This window comes from Microtetraspora glauca (genome assembly GCF_040656155.1).
Classification (GTDB): Bacteria; Actinomycetota; Actinomycetes; order Streptosporangiales; family Streptosporangiaceae; genus Microtetraspora; species Microtetraspora glauca.
This window is the reverse complement of sequence record NZ_JBFALK010000009.1, coordinates 56,112-73,033: the sequence shown is the minus strand read 5'-3', so window position 1 is coordinate 73,033 and position 16,922 is coordinate 56,112. Positions and strand designations below refer to the sequence as shown.

Here is a 16,922-nt window from a genome sequence, read left to right as displayed (position 1 = left end):
CTGGAGGTCACTGGAGCGCGTCCTGGAGGGCGAACTTGCCGTCCTTGACGACCAGGATCTGGAAGCCGCCGGTGCTCAGGGTGTGCTCGGGCGTGAACTTCAGCGGCCCGGAGAACATCGAGAACCCGTCGATCGCCTCAAGGGCGGCGATGACCTTCTGGCCGTCGGTGCCGCCGGCCTTGGTGACCGCCTCGGCGGCCAGCCGTACGGCGTCGTAGGCCTGGTTGGAGTACGGCCCCGGCTCGGAGCCGAACTTCTTCGTGTAGTCCGCGATCCAGCTCTCCGCGCCCTGGAGCGTGTCCGGGGTCTGGGTCATGGTGGCGTAGACGCCCGTGGCCGCCTCGGCTCCGGCGATCTCGATCAGCTTGGGCGAGACCGAGCCGTCCCCGACCATGATCTTGCCCTGGTAACCGGCCTGGCGGAGCTGCCTGGCGATCAGACCGCCCTCCTGGAAGTAGCCCGTCCAGTAGACGTAGTCGGGCTTCTTGGCCAGCACCTTGGTGATGTTGGCGCTGTAGTCGCTCTCCTTGGGGGTCACCGCCTCGAGGATCGCGGTCTCCGGGCCACCCGGCTCGTCGACCAGGGTCTGGGTCCGCAGCGCGATGTCCTTGGAATAACTGGTGTTGTCGTGCATGAGGGCGACCTTCGTGGCCCCATCCTTGGTCATCCAGGCGGCCGCGGCTCCGGCCTGCTGCGAGCCGGTGCCGTTGATGAGGAAGACGTTCTTGAGCTTCTGGTCGACCAGTTCCTGCGAGTTCGCCGCCGGAATGATCATGGGGATCCCGGCCTTGCCGAAGATCGGCAGCGTCGGCAGGGTGGCGCCCGAGCAGTAACCGCCGATGGAGACGTGGACGCCCGCCGTCACCAGCTTGTTGGCGCCCGCGGCGGCCGTCTGCGGGTCGCACGCGTCGTCGGCGGTCTTCAACTCCAGCTTGCGGCCGAGGACGCCGCCCTTGGCGTTGATCTCGTCCACCGCGAGCTGGGCGGCGTTGCTCATGTAGGGACCGATCGCCGCCTCGCTGCCCGACTGCGGGATCAGCATGCCGAGCACGATCGGCTCGTCCTTCTTCTCAGCGGAGCCGGCGTCGTCCCCGCCGAGCAGACCCTGCCCGCAGCCCGCGGTCATCAGGGCCGCCGATGCCATGACGACCGCGAGAGCCGTCCCGTAGAGCTTGCGCATCCGCGCCTCCTCTTCCGAATGTGGAATGTGACATTGCACGTCCTCGGAAGATCGCGTCAAGGTCTGATATCAGACCGTTAGCCCCCTGTGAAGACACCGCCGCGAAAAGGTAAGCAGCGCTCCTCGAGCACATCACTGAAGATCGTTTCAGGGTCCGAGGCGCCAGGGTTGGACGATCGGCCGCCCCGCGCCCCGGAAACTCCACGTGCGCCACTACCGTTTCGACTGGGTCGCCGTATTGATCGCGGTCGCCTACGTGGCCGTGGTCCTCGCGTTCGGCGTCACCGCACTGATCACCGGAGACGGCGAAACCCTCCTCCGGATCGCGACGCACGAGATGGCGGACGGAGCACCCGCCGAATGGTGACCGCCCGGGGTGGGAACTCCGAATCACTCCCCTCATATCCACTCAGACCAGAGGACATTCGGTAACTGTTCAATTACAGATAGTCACCAATTGGCGCGCCAGCAGCCCGGCCCACTTTACGGTCACGCTGTGCTTACGAGCGAACACGAAGTCATCGTGCGCCTGTTCCATGAACGTCCGGTTCTGGCGGCCGAGCTTCTCACCGAAACTCTCAAGATCCCTCTGCCCGACTACGACCACGCGGCCGTGGAGTCCGGCGACCTCACCGAGGTCACCCCCACCGAACTCCGCGCCGACTCCGTCATCGTCTTCCGCAAGAAACAGTCCGACGCCGACCCCGAGCCTGTCCTCGCCGTGGTCATGGAAGTCCAACGCGGTCGGGACAATGGCAAACGCTGGTCTTGGCCGATGTACCTCATCAGCCTTCGCACCCGCATGAGGTGCCCCGCGATCCTGCTTGTGGTCTGTCCCGACGCCGCGATCGCCCATTGGTCCCGGCACCCCATCGAGCTGGGCCATCCGGGGCTGACGCTGACCCCACTCGTCGCCGGCCCCACCGAAGTCCCCATGATCCTCGACCCGTGTGACGCGGCCGAAGACCCCGAACTCGCCGTGCTGTCGGTGATCACCCACGCCAACACGCCGCAGGGCCCCGACATTCTGAACGCCCTGCTCAAAGCCGTACATGACCTCGACCCGTACAAGGGCGGCCGATACGCTGACATGGTACGTGCAGCGCTGCCCCGTGAGATCTGGGAGCACCTGGAGAAGCTCATGAAGACTGAAACCTACGAATACCTCAGCGAGTGGGCCCGCAACAACATTGCTGAAGGCAAAGCTGAAGGCAAAGCGGAGTCGATCCTCCAGGTACTGTCCGCACGTGACCTCGAGGTCCCGGACGACGTACGCGCCGAGATAGGCGCCTGCACCGACATCGACCAGCTCGACGCCTGGATCCGCGCGGCCGTCGCCGTCGAGTCCGCCCGCGATCTGCTCGACATCTGAGAAACGAGAGCCGACCCGCCGCCGCGTGCGAACGCGCGATCACGAGGGTGTCCGGACCGGTTTCCGTGAAGCGGATCCTGGACACCCTCGCACTGTCCGCGGTCAGGGCCGCGCGACCGGCCCGTCACTGCCCGATCTTCGGATCAGAGCAGGAACCCGGCGGGGAAGGGGTCGCGCGGGTCGAGGAAGTACTGCGCGGTCCCGGTCACCCACGCCCGCCCGGTGATCGCGGGGACCACCGCGGCGACGTCGCCGACGGTCGCCTCCTCCACCAGGCGGCCGACGAACCGGGTGCCGATGAACGACTCGTTGACGAAATCGGTGTCCAGCGGCAGCTCCCCCCGCGCGTGTAGCTGCGCCATCCGCGCGCTCGTGCCCGTACCGCACGGCGAGCGGTCGAACCAGCCCGGATGGATCGCCATCGCGTGCCGGGAGAGCCGCGCGTCCGAGCCCGGCGCGACGAACTGGACGTGATGGCAGCCGCGGATCCCGGGATCCCCGGGGTGCACCGGCTCGTCCCTGTCGTTGATCGCCGCCATCACGGCGAGTCCCGCGTCGAGGATCTCCTGCTTGCGCGACCGTTCGAACGGCAGCCCGACGGACTCGATGGGCAGGATCGCGTAGAAGTTGCCCCCGTATGCGAGGTCGTAGGCCACCTCACCGAGGCCGGGCACCTTCACCGTGCGGTCCAGCGCGACGCTGAACGACGGCACGTTGGTGATGGTCACCGCGACGGCCGCGCCGTCCTCGACCCGCACCTCGGCGGTCACCAGCCCTGCCGGGGTGTCCAGCCGGATCACGGTCACCGGCTCGGTCACCTCGACCATCCCCGTCTCGACGAGGACCGTGGCGACGCCGATGGTGCCGTGGCCGCACATCGGCAGGCAGCCGGACACCTCGATGTAGAGCACGCCGAAGTCGGCGTCGGGCCGGGTGGGCGGCTGCAGGATCGCCCCGCTCATCGCCGAGTGGCCGCGCGGCTCGTACATCAGCAGCGTGCGCACGTGGTCGAGGTTGGCCAGGAAGTACTCCCTGCGCTCGGCCATGGTCGCGCCCGGGATCACCCCCACCCCGCCGGTGATCACGCGGGTGGGCATGCCCTCGGTGTGGGAGTCCACCGCGTGGAAGACCCGCTTCGTCCTCATCGCACCCCTCTCCGGTCCGCTCTCCGATGTGCCGGTCCGCAATCGCCGGACCGGGCGATGGTACGGCGACGCCCCACTAGCGCAGCCCCTCGGCGAGCGCCTTCTCGGTGGCGGCGCGCACGGCGGCCTCCTGCTCGGCGGTGAGCGGCCGCCTCGGCGGACGGCACGGCCCGCCCCTGCGTCCGGCGATGTCCATGGACAGCTTGATCGCCTGGACGAACTCCGTCTTGGAGTCCCAGCGCAGCAGCGCGTGCAGGGACCGGTACAGCGGGAGCGCGGTCTCCAGGTCGCCGGCGACGGCCGCGCGGTAGAGCTCGACGGTCGAGGCGGGCAGCGCGTTGGGGTAGCCCGCGACCCAGCCGACCGCCCCGGCGAGCGCCACCTCGAGCAGCACGTCGTCCGAGCCGATGAGCACGTCCAGCCCGGGGGCGAGTTCGGCGATCTCGTAGGCCCGCCGCACGTCCCCGGTGAACTCCTTCACACCCACGATGAGCCCTTCGGCGTACAGCGTCGCGAGCAGCCCGGGCGTCAGGTCCACCTTGGTGTCGATCGGGTTGTTGTAGGCCACGACGGGCACACCGGCGGCGGCCACCTCGCGGTAGTGCGCCAGGACGGCCCGCTCGTCCGCCCGGTACGCGTTCGGCGGCAGCAGCATGACGGCCCGGCAGCCCGCGTCGCGGGCCTGCTCGGCCCAGCGGCGCGCCTCCAGCGCACCGTAGGCGGCGATGCCCGGCATGACCCGGTCGCCGCCGACGGCCGCGACCGCGGTCTCCACGACCCGGGCCCGCTCCTCGGGCGTCAGCGTCTGGTACTCCCCCAGGGAGCCGTTGGGCACCACGCCGTCGCATCCGCTGTCCACCAGCCACCGGCAGTGCTCGCCGTACGCGTCGTGATCGACGGTCAGGTCGTCGCGCAGCGGCAGCGCGGTGGCCACCATCACTCCGTGCCAGGGCTTCTCACGTGTCGTCATCAAGTGTCCTTCCATCCATGGCGGCGAGGTCGCCGAGGCGTACGGGCTGGGCGATCGGCCGCCGGGGCGGCGCCGGGTCCTCCCCGGCGAGGCGGGCCACGGCGTGGCCGCAGATCCGGCCCTGGCACCAGCCCATCCCGGGCCGGGCCAGCAGTTTGATGGAGCGCGCGTCGGCGGCGCCCAGGTCGCGGACCTCCTTGATCCGGCCGTAGGGCACCTCCTCGCAGCGGCAGATCAGGGTGTCGTCGCGCAGCCAGGACATCCAGCCGTCCCTGACCGGGTAGGCGCGCAGCAGGGCCCGCGCGAACCCGGCGAGCCGCCGCCTCCTGGCCTCCATGCGGGGATCCTCGGGGTCGCCGGCCGCGGGGGCGCCCAGGGCGTCGGCCACGACGGCGCGGCCCGCGATCACTCCTTCGAGCGCGGCCAGGTCGGCGCCGCCCACCCCCGTGGTCTCCCCCGCGGCGTACACGCCTTCGACGCTGGTCCGCATGCGCCGGTCCACCCGCGCGACGGGGCCGCCGTCGGCGTCCCCGGCGATCTCGCAGCCGAGCTGCGCCGGAAGGTCGAGCTGGGGCACGAAACCGTAGCCCACGGCGAGGGTGTCGCACTCGATCGTCTCGTAACCGCCCCGGTAGGGCCGCCAGTCCGCGTCCACCTTCGCCACCGTCACGTGGGTCAGCTCGCCGTCGCCGTGCGCCGCCACCACCGCACGGCCGCCCTTGTACGGCACGCGGCGCCGGGCCAGGCGGTAGCCGTACGCGAGCGCCTCGGCGGCCTTGCCCGGCCGGGCGAGCGCCCGGGGCGCGAGCCCGAACCGGCCGCCCGCCTCGAAGACCCCGGCGACCTTCGCCCCCGCCTCCGCCAGCGAGGTCGCGACGGGCAGCAGGAACGGCCCGGTCCCCGCGACGACGACGCGCCGCCCGGCGAGCACGAGGTTGCCCTTGAGCAGCGCCTGGGCGGCGCCCGCCGTCATGACCCCGGGCAGGTCCCAGCCGGGGAACGGAAGGACGCGGTCGTACGCGCCGGTCGCGATGAGCAGCCGTGCCGCCGCGACGGTGCGCGCCCGCTCCTCCCGCCCTTCCAGGCAGTGGACGGCGAAGCCGCCCTCCGGCCCGTGCTCGACGGCCCAGACCCGGTGGCCGAGCAGGACGTCGGCGCCGCCGAGCGCCTCGCGGAGCCGTACGAACGTGGAGAAGCCGTGGTGGAGCGCACCGGGCCGCGCGGCGTTGAACCCGTCCGGGAGCTGGCGGAAGTACTGGCCGCCGATCCGCGCCCCGGCGTCCAGCACCGCCACGCGCAGGCCCGCCCGCGCCGCCACGCCCGCCGCCGCCAGGCCGGCCGGTCCCGCGCCCACGATCACCAGGTCGTACGCGGTCACGAGGTGGTCACCTCGTCCCCGGGACGGGCCTCGGTCAGGCAGGCCCGCAGGTTCTCCACCCCGTTGACCGTGACGAGGCAGTCGAAGCAGACGCCGATGCCGCAGAACAGGCCACGCCGGCGGTCGCCGAACCGGGTCGTGCGCCAGGTGCGGATCCCGGCGGCGTGGAGGGCAGCGCCGACGGTCTGGCCCGGCACCACCGGCACGGCCCGCCCGTCCACGCGCACCTCGAACCCCGGCTCGGGCCGTGCCCCCACCAGCCGGTACGGCGAAGCCCCGGACATGCCGCCTCCCTTGTCCACGTTGCCGCTCACCGCGCCGTCCACGCGACCGGTGCCGCCAGTGCGCTCGGCGCGGTCGGCATGGTCGGTGCCCTCGGCGCCGGTCACGCCGGTCACGCCGGTCACGCCGTTCACGCTGTCCATGCGGCCGCTCCGGCGAAGCGGCCGGGGCTGAAGGGCTCCGGATCGAGTTCGGGCTCCGCTCCCGTGATGAGCTGCGCGACGAGGAGCCCGGTCACCGGGGCGAGGCCGATGCCCGCGCCCTCGTGGCCGCACGCGTGGTACAGCCCGGGGACCCGCGGGTCGGCCCCGATCACCGGCAGATGGTCGGGGCAGTAGGGCCGGAAGCCGCAGTAGGCCCGGATCGCCCGGACGTCGGCGAGCGCGGGGAACAGGGCGACCGCCTGCCGGGCCAGCCGCGCGAGCACGGGCAGGGAGACGGTCCGGTCGAAGCCGACACGCTCGCGGCTGGCGCCGATGAGGACGGTGCCCGCCTGGGTGGCCTCCACCACGGCCGACGTCTCCAGGCCCTCGGAGTCGCTGGCCACGTTGGTCACGTAGGCGGCCGTGTAGACCTTGTGCCGGACCAGCGGCCCGGAGGGCCCACCCGACGGCCCTCCGGTCAGCGGCTCGGTGACCAGGATGAAGCCCCGGCGCGGCAGGATCGGCAACTCCACGCCCGCGAGCGCGGCGATCTCCCCGCCCCACGTGCCGCCCGCGTTGACCACCGCGCCGGCCGGGATGTCGCCCGTGGCGGTGCGCACACCGGTGACCCGGCCGCCTTCCATGAGGATGCCGGTGACCTCGGTTCCGGTACGCAGAGTGACGCCCGGCCACCGCCGGACCAGCCGGGCGGCGGCGAGCATCGGCTGCACCTGGGCGTCCTGGGGGTAGAGGATCCCGCCCGCGAACCCCGGCGCGAGATGCGGCTCGTGGTCGGCCAGCTCGTCGGCGGCCACGGGACGGGCCACGACACCGCTCCCGCCCTGGTGACCGGCCAGCTCGGTCAGCGCGCGCAGCACCTCGTCGTTCTCCGCGACGACCAGGCCGCCCTTGGGTTCGTACTCGAACCCGCCGACTTCGCGGGCCTCGGAGGCCAGCTCGGTCCATAGACGGCAGGACAACATGGCGAGGTCGAGCTCGGGGCCGGGCTCCTTGTCCGAGACGAGGACGTTGCCCTCACCCGATCCCGTGGTACCCCCCGCGACGGATCCCCGGTCCACCAGCGTGACGGTCAGGCCCTCGCGGGCCGCGTAATAGGCGCAGGCGGCGCCGACCATTCCGGCACCGATGACCACGACATCCGGCACGCCCGCTCACCTCCCTTTCGGCTCAGTAATGTGTCATATTTCACTGGCTTATCGCAATACCCGGCGATATCCGTCCAAACGGGCCGGAGGCGGGACCACCCCTACCGCCGCCTACCATTTGAGCGTGACCAGCCTCTCCGCCCAGATCCGTGATCGCGCCACCGGTTTCCACCGGTCGTACTGGCTGCCCAGCACCGTCACGATGCGTCGATGGGCGCTCGCGAGCGTCGTCGTCAACGCGGGCATCACGGTCACGGGCGCGGGTGTACGCGTGTCCAAATCGGGCCTCGGCTGCCCTACCTGGCCGAGGTGCACGCCGGACAGTTTCGTCCCGGCCCAGCACGACGCGCACTCCGCGTTCAACATGGCGATCGAGTTCGGCAACCGGCTGCTGACCTTCCTGGTCCTCGCCGTCGGGGTCGCCTGCGTCCTCGCCGCCGTCCGGCTCGTCCGCGACATCGACGGCGACGGCCGGGGCCGTCGCGACCTGGTACGGCTCGCCTGGCTCCAGCCGATCGGGGTGCTCGCCCAGGCGCTGTGGGGCGGCCTGGTCGTGCGGACCATGCTCAACCCGTTCACGGTGAGCGTGCATTTCCTGCTGTCGATCGCCATGATCGCGGCGGCGTACGCGATGTTCGCGCGGGCCGGGGAGGGCGACGAGCCGCCGCGGCGGCTCGTGCACCGGGATATCCGCACACTCGGCTTCGTCCTGCTGGGCGCGGTCGGCCTGCTCCTCGTCGCCGGCGTCGTGGTCACCGGGACGGGACCGCATTCAGGCGACGACGCCGCCTCACGGTTCGGTTTCGACATCGAGACCGTGGCCCGGCTGCACGCCGACATCGTCTGGATCGTCGTCGGCCTCACGTTCGCGCTGCTGTTCGCCCTCCACCTGACCGACTCGCCCGCGAGGGTCCGGCGGGCCGCTCTGGTGCTGTTCGGCGTGGAGCTGGCCCAGGGCGTGATCGGCTACGTGCAGTACTTCCTGGCCATCCCCGCCCTGCTCGTCCTGCTGCACGTGCTCGGCTCGACCCTGGTGTGGATCTCCACCCTGCGGGTCGTGTTCCTGATGCGGACCCGCGACCCCGTCGACCCCGAGGCGGACGGCCGCGCGGCGGCCACGGCGGGCGACGCCCAGCCCCTGGAGGCCGCCGCGCCGCACGGCGGGTCCGCCTGAGCGGCTACCCGCTCTACTCGACGAACTCCTCGACGAACGGCTCCAGCAGGCCGGGCACCGCCCGCGAGGCCAGCAGCAGCCCGTCGTCCTGGCCCACGTCCAGCACGTCATAGCGGCCCGCACCCGCGGCGGTCGTGGCCGACACGTTCAGCAGGCCGGCCCGGCGCTGGAACACCGACTGGCTGATCGTCCAACCGACGATCCCGGCGCGGTCCAGGGCGACCGTCCTGCGCCGTGCCGTACCCGACCGGGTCAGCAGGTGCCGCCGGGTGAGGCCGTGGCCCAGCGAGCGATAGGCGTCGGCGGCGAGCGCCCATCCGGCCGGAACCGCCAGGACCGGCAGCGCCCACACCCAGCCGGGCACCCAGGAGGTCCGCGAGGCGAGCACGCCCAGCCCGGCGGCGAGTGTCACCACGGTGAGGAGCGCCCGGCGCACCCGCCTGCCCCTGGCCGCCCGGGGGTGGCCGCGCAGCCCGGCGGGGTCGAACTCCTCCCGCAGGACGCCGGAGGCGATCCGGCGGGCCTCTCCCGCCGGCAGTGGCGGCGTCAGCGCGGCGACGTCCTCGGTCTGGTTCTCCTCCGCCTTCTTCAGGCCCGTCGCGACCGCCGTGACCCTCGCCCCGCCGCCCAGCCGCAACAGCAGCGGCTCCGTCACCGCCACCCCGCGCAGCCGCCGCTCCTCCAAGGTGAGCGAGCGGGTCGTGAGCAGGCCGCGGCGGATCCGCAGCGTGGCCGGCTCGCGCTCCAGGCGGTACTTCCCCCACGACTCGGCGTACAGCGCGATCGCGCCCACCAGCCCCACCAGGACGTTGGCCAGCAGGAGGATCGGGACGGTGAGCCACGGCGTGGCGGTGAACCACTCCCAGGCCCGCGCGACGGCCTCCGACTCCGACGGCTCGAATCCCAGCGTGCCCAGCAGCTTGTACAGGCCGCCCAGCACCAGCCCGCCGCCGACGACCGTCCACACCGTCAGCGGCGCGTACCTGATCCACGACCAGCGCAGCTCGGCGAGCGGCCCCTCCGCCTGTTCCGCCGGGCGCTCGGCCAGCAGGACGCGGCGCAGCGCCTCGGCCTCGGCCACGGCGAGCGCGTCGAGCGTCAGTTCGGCCCGCTCGCCGGAGGCGTGCTCGCCGGTGCCCACCTTCACCACGGCCAGGCCGAGCGCACGCCGTACGGGATCGGCGGTGACGTCCACGCTGCGCACCCGCTCGCGCGGGACGGCGCGGTGCTCCTTGGTCCAGATGCCGGAGCGCAGTTCCAGGCGCTGCCCGGTGAGGCGGTAGCGGGTGGTGCGCAGGCGCGCGGTCTCGTAGGCCGCGCCCGCGGCGGCGATGAGGACCGTCGCGCCCGCCCCCGCGGCGACGACCAGGCCGACGGCGACGTCCCTGCCGAGCAGGAAGCGCGCGAGCGCGACCACCGCGGGCACCGCGACGCCGAGGGAGAACACGGCGGCCGCGGCCACGACGCGCGGGTGCGGCGCGAGCCAGCCGGTCTCCTCCCGCGCGGCGGCCTCGTCGGTGCCGAGGGTCATGTCGCGTCCCCGGGGGTGTTCTGGGTGATCAGGGTCAGGTGTTCGGCCAGCTCCGCGGCCAGTTCCCGGTCGAGCGCCTCGATCTTGACCGGGCCGGCGGCCGAGGCCGTGGTCACCGTCACGCCGGCGAGCCCGAACAGCCGCTGCACCGGCCCGCGGACGGTGTCGACGGTCTGGATGCGCGACATCGGCGCGACCCGCCAGGTCTGCGTGAGCCAGCCCGTACGCGTGTAGACCGCCTCGCCGGTCACCTCCCAGCGCTCGACCCGGTAGTACGCCCGGGGCGCCAGGACGACGAACCCCAGGCAGGCCAGCCCGAACGCGATCACGATCGCACCGAGCCAGACCGGCCGGTCGGTGAGGAGCCAGTACGCCAGGGACGCGGCGATCACCAGCGGGACGGCGAGCAGCAGTGCCTGGACCGTCCACCACGCCACCGCGCGCGGGTCGGCCTGGTTGCGCGGCGGTCGCATCCGCAGGGACGGCGTCACGAGGTCCGGTCCTTGTTCAGCGTCTCGGAGGTCCCGAGCAGGGCGAACCCGAGCACCACGAGCGCGAGCGAGGCGAACACCTCGTATCCGGCCAGGATGTCGAGGCGGTTCACGATCAGGAGGTCGTGCGCCCACCTCCACCAGCCGAGCAGGTGGGTGACGGCTCCGCCCACTCCCTGGACGACCGCCGCCCAGCCCGCGATTTCGAGCAACGTCTTCATGCTCCAAGCATCGGCTCGCGGCGCGGCCGGCCGCCTCGTGCCGAGGTAGCCGGCGCTACCTACTTTGGTCGGTGTCGTGGATCGGCAGCCACGCCGTAACCTCGATGACCATGACGTCGAGAATGGAATACCGGTGGCTGCTGCCCTCGGTCCTTCTCGGCGAGGGCGAGGAGGACCGCCCCGTACGGCGCTCGACCCGCGACTGGATCGTGGACACGTGCATGTTCCTGGCGGCCTGCGGGGTGACGCTGCTCTCGGCGCCGGACATCGCGGGCGAGGCACGGGGCTACATCGTGGTCGAGCAGGTCCTGGGCGTGCTGTCCTGCGCGGCGGTGTGGCTGCGCCGCCGCCGGCCGGTCACCTTGGCCCTGGTGACGTCGTCGCTCACCTCGGTGCTCACGCTGGTGGGGGGCGCGTCCATCGTGGCGCTGTTCACCGTGGCGGTGCACCGCCCGTTCAAGATCGCCGGACCGGTGGTGGCGTTCGGGATCCTGACCGCGATCCCGTACGTGCACCTGCGGCCGGACCCTCTCCTCGGCGTCTGGGGGTCGTTCCTGCTGATGACGACCCTTATTCTGATGATCTTCGCCTGGGGCATCGTCGTACGGGCCCGGCGGCAGCTGGTCCTCTCCCTGCGTGCCAGGTCCTCCATCGCGGCCGAGGAGGCGCGGCGGCTGGAGCGGGAGCGAATCGCCCGGGAGATGCACGACGTGCTCGCCCACCGCATCTCGATCCTGAGCCTGCACGCGGGGGCGCTGGAGTACAGCCCAGGCGCCCCTCCCGAGCAGATCCGGCGCGCGGCGAGCGCCATCAGGGCCAGTGCGCACCAGGCTCTGCAGGACCTGCGCGAGGTGATCGGGGTCCTGCGGCAGGTCCCGGAAGACGCGCGGCCGGAGCGTCCGCAGGCCACGCTGGCCGACCTGGCCCCGCTGGTGGAGGAGTCGCGCCAGGCCGGTACCGAGGTGGCGCTGGAGCTCGCCGTACCGATGTCCGACGAGGCCGCCCCGCCCGAGGTCCTGGGCCGCAACGCCTACCGCGTCGTCCAGGAGGCGCTCACCAACGCCCGCAAGCACGCCCCCGGCGCGCCGGTGACCGTACGCGTGTCGGGCGCGCCGGGCGAGGGGGTGACGGTGGAGGTGAGCAACCCGGCACCCGTGGCGGCGCACCGCCGCTCGATGATCTCCGAGATCCCGGGTACGGGCACCGGCCTCATCGGCCTGGCCGAGCGCGCGGAGCTGGCCGGCGGCCGCCTGGACCATCGCCTCACGCCCGGAGGCGTGTTCGTGCTGCACGCGTGGTTGCCGTGGCCGTGACGCCGGACCACCCTGAGAAAGACGTTGGAACACACCTGGAAGCCGCCGGGAGACACCGCGGGAAGGGAAGGCATGAACGCTCCGATCAAGGTGCTCGTCGTCGACGACGACGCGCTCGTACGCGCGGGACTGTCGATGATCCTCGCGGGCGCGGGCGACATCGAGATCACCGGTGAGGCGTCGGACGGCGACCAGGTGCCTTCCATGGTCGCCGAGCGCCGGCCCGACGTCGTGCTGATGGACATCCGGATGCCCCGCGTCGACGGGCTGGTCGCCACCGAGAGGCTGCGCGCCACGGCCGGCCCTCCCGAGGTGGTGGTGCTGACCACCTTCCACGCCGACGCGCAGGTGCTGCGGGCGCTGCGTGCGGGAGCGGCGGGGTTCCTGCTGAAGGACATCCACCCGGCCGACCTGGTCGCCGCGGTGCGCAGGGTCGCCGCGGGCGAGCCCATCCTGTCGCCGGCGGTCACCCGCCAGCTCATCTCGCATGTCTCCGACGGCGGCGCGGGCGGCCGCCGTGATCGGGCCCGCGCCCAGCTGGACAGGCTGAGCGGGCGTGAGCGGGAGGTCGCGATCGCGGTCGGCGAGGGCAGGTCCAACGCCCAGATCGGCGGCGAGCTCTACATGAGCGTGCCGACGGTCAAGGCGCACGTGTCGCGGATCCTCACCAAGCTGGGGCTGAACAACAGGGTCCAGATCGCGCTGATCGTCCATGACGCCGAGGCGGCGGGACGGGCGTCCTGACACCAAGGGCGGCCCGCGTTCTCGGAGCGGACCCGGGGGCGGCGGCACGCCGCGCGGCCACCCGCAGAGGCGCCCGCCGCCGACGCCCGGTTCCGCGAACCGGGAGAGATCCGTGAAGACTCGATCTAGACTTGGCGCTCCATGAGCCACTCTCTGAGCCGTCTCCTCCCCTGGACCTGGTCCCGCACCGGTTTGCGGCGCGGCTTCCAGATCCTGGTGGCGCTGAGCGTCCTCGCCCTCGCCCCGATGACCTGGGCCTGGCTGGACAGTTCCGGCCATCGCGTCAGCGCCGGCCGGTCGGACGCGTGGATGGCCTCGGTTCCCTCGATGCCGGTCGCGCTCGTGCTGGGCGCCGGGCTCACCGCGGGCGCCCGGCCCACGCCGATGCTGCGCACCCGGCTCGACATCGGGGTGCGGCTCTACCGCGCGGGCAAGGTCCGGGCGCTGCTGGTGTCGGGCGACAACAGCCGCGTCGGCTACGACGAGCCGACCGCGATGCGCGACTACCTGACCGCGCACGGGGTCCCGGCGGAGAAGGTCGTCCTCGACTACGCCGGATTCGACACGTGGGCCTCCTGCGTCCGCGCCAAGAAGATCTTCGGAGCGTCCCGCGCCATCGTGGTGACCCAGGACTTCCATCTCCCCCGTGCCGTGACGCTGTGCCGTACGGCGGGGCTGGACTCGTTCGGGGTCGGCGACGACTCCTCGAAGGACTGGCCGGTCGACACGTATGTCTACGCCACACGGGAGTTCTTCGCCTCGGCGAAGGCGCTGCTGGAGGCGAAGGTCCTCCATGCGGACCCTCACTTCCTCGGCCCGCGCGAGGTCACGCTCGACCGGGCGCTCGCGTCCCGAGCCACGTCCGCGACGCGCCGGAGAACGAAACTTTCATCCCGGCGCCCCCTCTGACCTGTGGCGATCCGGCCGCCTGTGGCCGCTTGCCTGGCCTTCTCTCCCAGCCCGGACGTAGGGTCCGATCACCGTGTCCATGGGAGCGCTCCCAGAGCCCATTCGGGAGGTGAGGCCGTACGACCGAGGCCATCGCATCGCGTGTATGAGGGCGGACCCTCCTCCGCCCACCCATCGCAGGAACCGGGGAGAGCGGGACGCCGCCCTCCCCGGTTCCGTTTCCCGGCTCGGATCAGCCGCAGCTCACGTCCGTGAACGTGGGCGTCGAGGTGGACGTGCCGAGGAACCCGGCGGTCGCGCCCGCCCCGGGCGCCAGGGCCGAGTTCCACGTCTCCGCATGGATCATGGCCGTCGGCCCGCTCTGCATGGACGTGCCGTTCCACGCCTGGGTGACCTTGGCGCCGGTCGGCAGCGTCCACTGGACGTACCAGCCGTTCAGCACCGAGGTGCCGGTGTTCTTGATGGTGACCTCACCCTGGAAGCCGCCGGACCAGGAGTTGGTCAGCGTCACCGTGGCCGTGCAGGACGCCCCGAGCGGCCCGCCGGGCGACGGGCTCGGAGACGGGCTGGGCGAGACGCTCGGAGACGGCGACGCCGAGGGGGACGGGGACGCCATGTCGCCGATGAAGTCGACGTCCGAGCAGCCGTAGAAGGTCTCCTGACTGTCGGAGCGATACCACACCGCGTAGATGATGTGCCGTCCGTGCTTGGCCGGCATCGTGCCGGAGAAGCGGTAGGCGCCGTTGCTCACCGCGGGTTCCGGGTCGGCCGTCAGGAACGGCTGATCCTCCATGTCCGCCCAGGTGAGCGGCTTGGCGGGGTCGTAGCCGTCCTTGGTGACGTAGAGCTTGAACCCGCCCGGGTGCGGCACCCAGGCGCCATAGACGAAGTTGTAGACGTCACGGGCCCGCACGGTGGTGGTCGGCCAGTCCGCCCGGGGCACGTCGTAGGCGGCGTACTTGCTGGACCCGCCGCTGCACAGCTGGCCGTCCGGGATGAAGCCCCGCGTACGGCCGGCTCCGTCGGAGCGGAGCACGCCGTACCAGTCGTAGAGCGGCTGGGTGCCGCCGGTCGCGACGGCCTGTTTGCAGGCGGGATTGTTGGGCTTGATCTCGCCCCCGGTCAGGCCGTCGACGTAGCAGGCGTAGGTCCGGCTGGCGGGGGCCTGAAGCGCGCCGTGCGCTTCGGCGGCGCCCTGGAACAGGGCGATGGCGACTCCGGCGACCGCCACCGTGATCGTGGTGAGGACGGTGAGTTTGCGCCTGGATCTCACAGGGGTTCTCCTCGTGATGGGCGGGCGCGCCGCAGACGCGCGCCCCTCCCTGCGGTGGAGCGCGCCGGGCACGCCTGAACGGCGTGGTCGGTACGAGAACCGCGTACGGCACGCCGTACGCCCCTCCTGAGCCCACCCATCAGGGCCATCGCGCACCCCGATTCAAGCACGCGGGAACGTCGCCGGAAAAGAGCACCTTCGCCGGAGAACTAACGGCTACGTCCTCGGCGGCTGGTCCCCGCGAGGATGCTGGCCGGGCCCCGGGAACGGAGGAGGCGGATACTGCGGCGGCGTCCCCTCCCTGCCGTTCTGCGGATGGCCGGCCGGCGGGGCTCCCGGCGCGTATCCGGGCGGCGGCATTCCCCTCGCGGCCGCCGACTGGTGCCGTCCCGGCAGCGGGAACGACATGCGCGCGTGCGCCATGAGGTCCGCGAGGGCCCACTGCCGCTCGCGGAAGGATTTCTCGTCGATCCCGCCGCGGTACGCCCGCTCGTGGAGCAGTCCCAGCTCGGTGGCGGCGAGCTGGTAGTCGCTCATCGCCCGCGAGCCCGCCTTGCCCCCGTGCGCCTTGGCCCACTGACGGGCCTGGCGCCTGCCCTTGAGCGACGACAACATGAAGATGTCCGCCTGGTTGATCAGGCCGTTGACCTCGTACGGCGGCAGGAAGCGGTTGATCAGCCCGACGATGCGCTTGCGGTCCCTGAAGATGACGCCGATCTCGATGAAGAGCAGGATCATCAGCGCCAGGTAGGCGACGGCGAGCCCGGCGAAGCCCCCGAAGGAGGCGAGCCCGTTCCAGAGGCCGTGCAGGACCATGGCGCCGATCCAGCCCGCGACGACGACCCCGATGCCCGACTTCCCCTGCCGCTGCGCCGCGTACGCCACGGAGATGCCGATCAGGGATGTGAACAGCGGATGCGCGAACGGGGACAGCACGCCCCTGAGCACGACCGTGGCCGCGAGCCCCTCGGCGCCGTGTTCGGACAGCGCGGCCAGGTAGTAGCTGACGTTCTCCGACATGGCGAACCCGAGGCCGACCATGCTGGCGTAGATGATGCCGTCGGTGGGCCCGTCGAGCTCCTGGCGGCGGAACCGGAGCAGGCCCAGCAGGACCAGGCCCTTCATCGTCTCCTCGACCAGCGGGGCGACGAACGTCGCGACGATGTTGCGCGCGTTGGCCGCGTTGCCGATCTGGTGCTCGACGTAGATCAGGTTGAGCGAGTTCAGCAGGCCGGCGAAGAGCACGGCGACCCCGGCTCCCCACGCGAACGCGAAGGCGAGGTTGGCGCGCGGCTCCGGTTCCATGCGGTCGAGGGCGAGCACTCCGGCCAGCAGCAGCGGGACGGGGGCGACCGCGAGCACGAGGGCGATGAAGAACTGGACGGCACCGCCGTTGAATATGTCGAACGACAAGGTCACGAGGGTGCAGATGCCTGCGAGGACCAGGCCGATGATCAGGCCGACCGACGGACGTTCCTTCAGCACGTTTCGCGGATCCAGGCTCGCCATTCCGCGAATGTAACCGACCGGAGACCCGCTGTCCGCCCCGCCCCCGAAGATCCTCAAGGCCGCGCGCGCTCCCCGCCTTTCCCGAATGCGGACACCCGTCTGACCGTCAGCTGGACCGGCC

General features: G+C 71.9%; 17 protein-coding genes. 6 read left to right on the top strand and 11 right to left on the bottom strand.

The features are described 5' to 3' along the window. Positions 1–7 precede the first annotated feature (7 nt). Positions 8–1,180 (bottom strand): branched-chain amino acid ABC transporter substrate-binding protein, encoded by a 1,173-nt coding sequence (locus tag AB0I59_RS17845; protein WP_061255576.1) that lies wholly within the window; start codon positions 1,178–1,180, stop codon positions 8–10. A 205-nt stretch (positions 1,181–1,385) separates the two neighbouring features. Here AB0I59_RS17845 and AB0I59_RS17840 point away from each other — a divergent pair, with 205 nt between their 5' ends. Further along, complete coding sequence (locus tag AB0I59_RS17840; RefSeq protein ID WP_358133956.1) at positions 1,386–1,547, top strand: hypothetical protein; 162 nt, start codon at positions 1,386–1,388, stop codon at positions 1,545–1,547. Positions 1,548–1,676: 129 nt separating this feature from the next. Continuing rightward, positions 1,677–2,552 (top strand): hypothetical protein, encoded by an 876-nt coding sequence (locus tag AB0I59_RS17835; RefSeq protein ID WP_358133953.1) that lies wholly within the window; start codon positions 1,677–1,679, stop codon positions 2,550–2,552. 143 nt (positions 2,553–2,695) lie between these two features. On the opposite strand, the gene AB0I59_RS17830 is transcribed toward AB0I59_RS17835, so the two are convergent. The 5 genes from AB0I59_RS17830 to AB0I59_RS17810 all read right to left on the bottom strand — a co-directional run bounded on the left by AB0I59_RS17830 (position 2,696) and on the right by AB0I59_RS17810 (position 7,636). Next, a complete protein-coding gene (locus AB0I59_RS17830) occupies positions 2,696–3,697 on the bottom strand; it encodes a proline racemase family protein (RefSeq protein ID WP_358133950.1) in 1,002 nt (333 codons plus the stop codon). Positions 3,698–3,773: 76 nt separating this feature from the next. Continuing rightward, positions 3,774–4,667 (bottom strand): dihydrodipicolinate synthase family protein, encoded by an 894-nt coding sequence (locus tag AB0I59_RS17825; RefSeq protein WP_061255573.1) that lies wholly within the window; start codon positions 4,665–4,667, stop codon positions 3,774–3,776. Further along, the gene (locus tag AB0I59_RS17820) at positions 4,654–6,045 is read right to left on the bottom strand and encodes an FAD-dependent oxidoreductase (RefSeq protein WP_061255572.1); all 1,392 of its coding nucleotides are present in this window, start codon (positions 6,043–6,045) and stop codon (positions 4,654–4,656) included. Before AB0I59_RS17820 ends, AB0I59_RS17825 begins: the two co-directional genes overlap by 14 nt. After that, positions 6,042–6,470: a (2Fe-2S)-binding protein gene (locus tag AB0I59_RS17815; RefSeq protein WP_358133946.1), complete on the bottom strand. Its 429-nt coding sequence runs from the start codon at positions 6,468–6,470 to the stop codon at positions 6,042–6,044. The genes AB0I59_RS17820 and AB0I59_RS17815 overlap by 4 nt, the downstream gene beginning before the upstream one ends. After that, positions 6,458–7,636 carry an NAD(P)/FAD-dependent oxidoreductase gene (locus AB0I59_RS17810; protein WP_358133943.1) on the bottom strand — a complete coding sequence of 393 codons (1,179 nt, stop codon included), beginning with the start codon at positions 7,634–7,636 and terminating at the stop codon, positions 6,458–6,460. Before AB0I59_RS17810 ends, AB0I59_RS17815 begins: the two co-directional genes overlap by 13 nt. A 124-nt stretch (positions 7,637–7,760) precedes the next feature. Between AB0I59_RS17810 and AB0I59_RS17805 the strand changes: the two genes are divergently transcribed. Beyond that, a complete protein-coding gene (locus AB0I59_RS17805) occupies positions 7,761–8,810 on the top strand; it encodes a COX15/CtaA family protein (RefSeq protein ID WP_358133940.1) in 1,050 nt (349 codons plus the stop codon). A gap of 13 nt (positions 8,811–8,823) precedes the next feature. Here the strand turns inward: AB0I59_RS17805 and AB0I59_RS17800 are convergent, their stop codons facing one another. From AB0I59_RS17800 to AB0I59_RS17790, 3 genes are read right to left on the bottom strand one after another with little or no spacing between them, the layout of a single operon-like run. Next, positions 8,824–10,341 carry a PH domain-containing protein gene (locus AB0I59_RS17800; protein WP_358133937.1) on the bottom strand — a complete coding sequence of 506 codons (1,518 nt, stop codon included), beginning with the start codon at positions 10,339–10,341 and terminating at the stop codon, positions 8,824–8,826. Further along, on the bottom strand, positions 10,338–10,814 hold the full coding sequence (locus tag AB0I59_RS17795) for a PH domain-containing protein (protein ID WP_061255756.1): 477 nt from the start codon (positions 10,812–10,814) through the stop codon (positions 10,338–10,340). The genes AB0I59_RS17800 and AB0I59_RS17795 overlap by 4 nt, the downstream gene beginning before the upstream one ends. A 14-nt stretch (positions 10,815–10,828) precedes the next feature. Next, complete coding sequence (locus AB0I59_RS17790; protein WP_061255570.1) at positions 10,829–11,053, bottom strand: hypothetical protein; 225 nt, start codon at positions 11,051–11,053, stop codon at positions 10,829–10,831. A gap of 110 nt (positions 11,054–11,163) precedes the next feature. Here AB0I59_RS17790 and AB0I59_RS17785 point away from each other — a divergent pair, with 110 nt between their 5' ends. The 3 genes from AB0I59_RS17785 to AB0I59_RS17775 all read left to right on the top strand — a co-directional run bounded on the left by AB0I59_RS17785 (position 11,164) and on the right by AB0I59_RS17775 (position 14,019). Continuing rightward, a complete protein-coding gene (locus tag AB0I59_RS17785) occupies positions 11,164–12,366 on the top strand; it encodes a sensor histidine kinase (protein ID WP_358133934.1) in 1,203 nt (400 codons plus the stop codon). Positions 12,367–12,438: 72 nt separating this feature from the next. Then, positions 12,439–13,110 carry a response regulator gene (locus AB0I59_RS17780; protein WP_061255568.1) on the top strand — a complete coding sequence of 224 codons (672 nt, stop codon included), beginning with the start codon at positions 12,439–12,441 and terminating at the stop codon, positions 13,108–13,110. 141 nt (positions 13,111–13,251) lie between these two features. Beyond that, on the top strand, positions 13,252–14,019 hold the full coding sequence (locus tag AB0I59_RS17775) for a SanA/YdcF family protein (RefSeq protein ID WP_061255567.1): 768 nt from the start codon (positions 13,252–13,254) through the stop codon (positions 14,017–14,019). A gap of 232 nt (positions 14,020–14,251) precedes the next feature. Here AB0I59_RS17775 and AB0I59_RS17770 read toward each other — a convergent pair whose 3' ends face one another. Further along, positions 14,252–15,292: a lytic polysaccharide monooxygenase auxiliary activity family 9 protein gene (locus AB0I59_RS17770; RefSeq protein WP_358133930.1), complete on the bottom strand. Its 1,041-nt coding sequence runs from the start codon at positions 15,290–15,292 to the stop codon at positions 14,252–14,254. Between the two features lie 216 nt (positions 15,293–15,508). After that, positions 15,509–16,801 (bottom strand): PrsW family intramembrane metalloprotease, encoded by a 1,293-nt coding sequence (locus AB0I59_RS17765; protein ID WP_063818760.1) that lies wholly within the window; start codon positions 16,799–16,801, stop codon positions 15,509–15,511. Positions 16,802–16,922 lie beyond the last annotated feature (121 nt).